This is a genomic window from Jiangella rhizosphaerae (assembly GCF_003579925.1).
GTDB lineage: Bacteria > Actinomycetota > Actinomycetes > Jiangellales > Jiangellaceae > Jiangella > Jiangella rhizosphaerae.
The window spans coordinates 1-2,085 of the sequence record NZ_QUAL01000265.1; the positions used below are offsets into that span (position 1 = coordinate 1).

The 2,085-nt window shown below is 71.5% G+C and carries 2 protein-coding genes and 1 pseudogene; all 3 read right to left on the reverse strand.

The annotated features are described in order from the left end of the window. A pseudogene (locus DY240_RS23055) lies at nucleotides 1–259 on the reverse strand (enolase C-terminal domain-like protein); the annotation flags it as partial. Nucleotides 260–267: 8 nt separating this feature from the next. Next, nucleotides 268–1,116, reverse strand: coding sequence for a carbohydrate ABC transporter permease (locus DY240_RS23060; protein ID WP_119662113.1), 849 nt, complete (start codon nucleotides 1,114–1,116; stop codon nucleotides 268–270). Next, a partial coding sequence (locus tag DY240_RS23065) for a carbohydrate ABC transporter permease (RefSeq protein WP_147375464.1) occupies nucleotides 1,113–2,085 on the reverse strand: 973 nt, incomplete at its 5' end. The genes DY240_RS23060 and DY240_RS23065, both read right to left, overlap by 4 nt.

Below are 2,085 nucleotides of genomic sequence, written 5' to 3' on the forward strand. Positions count from 1 at the left end.
GCGCCGCCCAGCAGTCCTCGGTGAGCAGCGCGTCGCGGCCGGCCAGCGTGGGACGGATGCGCCGTTCGACGAGGTCGACGCCGATGGTGCCGCGCGGCAGCACCGCGACCCCCACCGTCCCGTCGTCGGCGACGATCTCCAGCTGCGTCACGCCGCGGGTCGTCCCCGACGCGGGCAGGCCGTCGCGCCATCGGAACGGCGGGTCGACCGGCAGCGTGTGCGCGGTGGCCCGGACCTCGACGATGGTCCGTGCGGTCATGGTGGTGCTCACCCCTTCAGCGCGCCGGTGGACAGCCCGGCGACGACGTGCCGTTGCAGCAGGACGTAGACGATGACGACGGGGACGACGGTGATCAGCACGCCGGCCGCGATCAGCCCGTAGTCGCTGGCGTACTCGGAGCTGAACGAGGCCAGGCCCAGCGAGATCGTCCGGTTCTCCGGGCTGCGGATCAGCACGCTCGCGTACACGTACTCGTTCCACGCGCCGAGGAACTCCAGCACCGCGACCGTCGCCAGGGCGGGCCGGCACAGCGGCATGACCACCCGCCGGAAGATGGTGAGCTCGCCCGCGCCGTCGATGAGCGCCGCCTCCTCCAGCTCGCCCGGCACGTCCTTCATGAACGCCGCCAGCAGGAACACCGCCTTGGGCAGCGCGAACGCGGTGTAGACGAGGACCAGCGAGGTGAGGCTGTCGAGCAGGCCCGCGTTGTTCATGACGATGAACGTCGGCACCAGCAGCGCCTGCAGCGGCACGCCGACGCCGATCGCGAACGCCAGGTACACCAGCGACGACCCCGGGAAGCGCATCCGCACGATGGTGTACGCCACCGTGGCCGCCAGCAGCGTGCTGAGCACCGTCGTCACCACGGCCACCAGCGCGGTGTTGACGAAGTAGTCGCCGATGTGCGCCGTCGTCCAGGCCCGGGTCAGGTTGTCGAACCCCCACGACTCGGGCAGCGCGAACGGGTCGGCGAAGATCTCGGCGTTGGACTTGAACGCCGAGATCGCCACGAACGCGAACCCGAACACGGTGATCGCGGCGTAGCCCCACACGAACGAGCCGCGCGCCGCCGCCAGCAGCGGCCGCCGCCGGGCCCCTGTCGGTGCCGCCGTCATGCCGTCCTCCTCCCCGTGACCAGCCGGAACAGCCGCGGGATGCTCACGACCACCACGACGACCGCCGTGATGACCACCGCGACCGCGCTGCCGTAGCCGTACTCGAACCGCTCGAAGCCCTGCGCGTACAGGTAGGAGCCGGTGATCTCGGTGCGGTTGCCGGGCCCGCCGCCGGTCATCAGCAGCACGAAGTCGAACACCTTGAACGCCGTCGTGATGCACAGCAGCAGGCACAGCCCGATGGCCCGCGACAGCAGCGGCAGCACCACGTGGCGCAGCCGCTGGTAGCCGTTGACGCCGTCGATCTCCGCCGCCTCGAGCACCTCGCCGGGCAGCCCCTGCATGGCCGCCAGCAGGATGATCATCATCAGCCCGACCTCCTTCCACAGCAGCGGGACGGAGACGGCGGTCATGGCGGTGAGCGGGTCGCCCAGCCAGTCGCGGCCGAGGTCGTCCAGGCCCACCCGCTCCAGCAGCGCGTTGAGCACGCCGAAGTTGGGCTCGTAGAGGAAGCCGAACAGCAGCGCCACCGCCGCGGTCGAGATGACGACGGGCAGGAAGTACACGGTGCGCAGGAAGCGCCAGCCGCGTACGCGCCGGTACAGGAACCAGGCCAGCAGGAACGCACCGGGCAACTGCACGAACACCAGCAGCGCGGTCATGTACAGGGTGTTGACCAGCGCCTGCCCGAACACCGGGTCCGACACGAGCCGGGTGAAGTTGTCCAGCCCGACGGGGACGGGGTCGCTGACCGCGTTCCAGTCGTAGAAGCTGTAGAGGACCGTCTGCCCGACGGCGCCGACGAACAGCCAGCCGTACAGGGCGGCCGCCGGCAGCAGGAACGCCGCCAGGACCACGAGGTTGCGGCCGCGGTACCGGTTGCGGCGCAGCCGGGAGCGGCGCCGCGGCCGGACGGGGTCCGCGGGCCGGGGCGCGGGGCCGGGTCCCCCGCCGGACGCACGCCCGGCC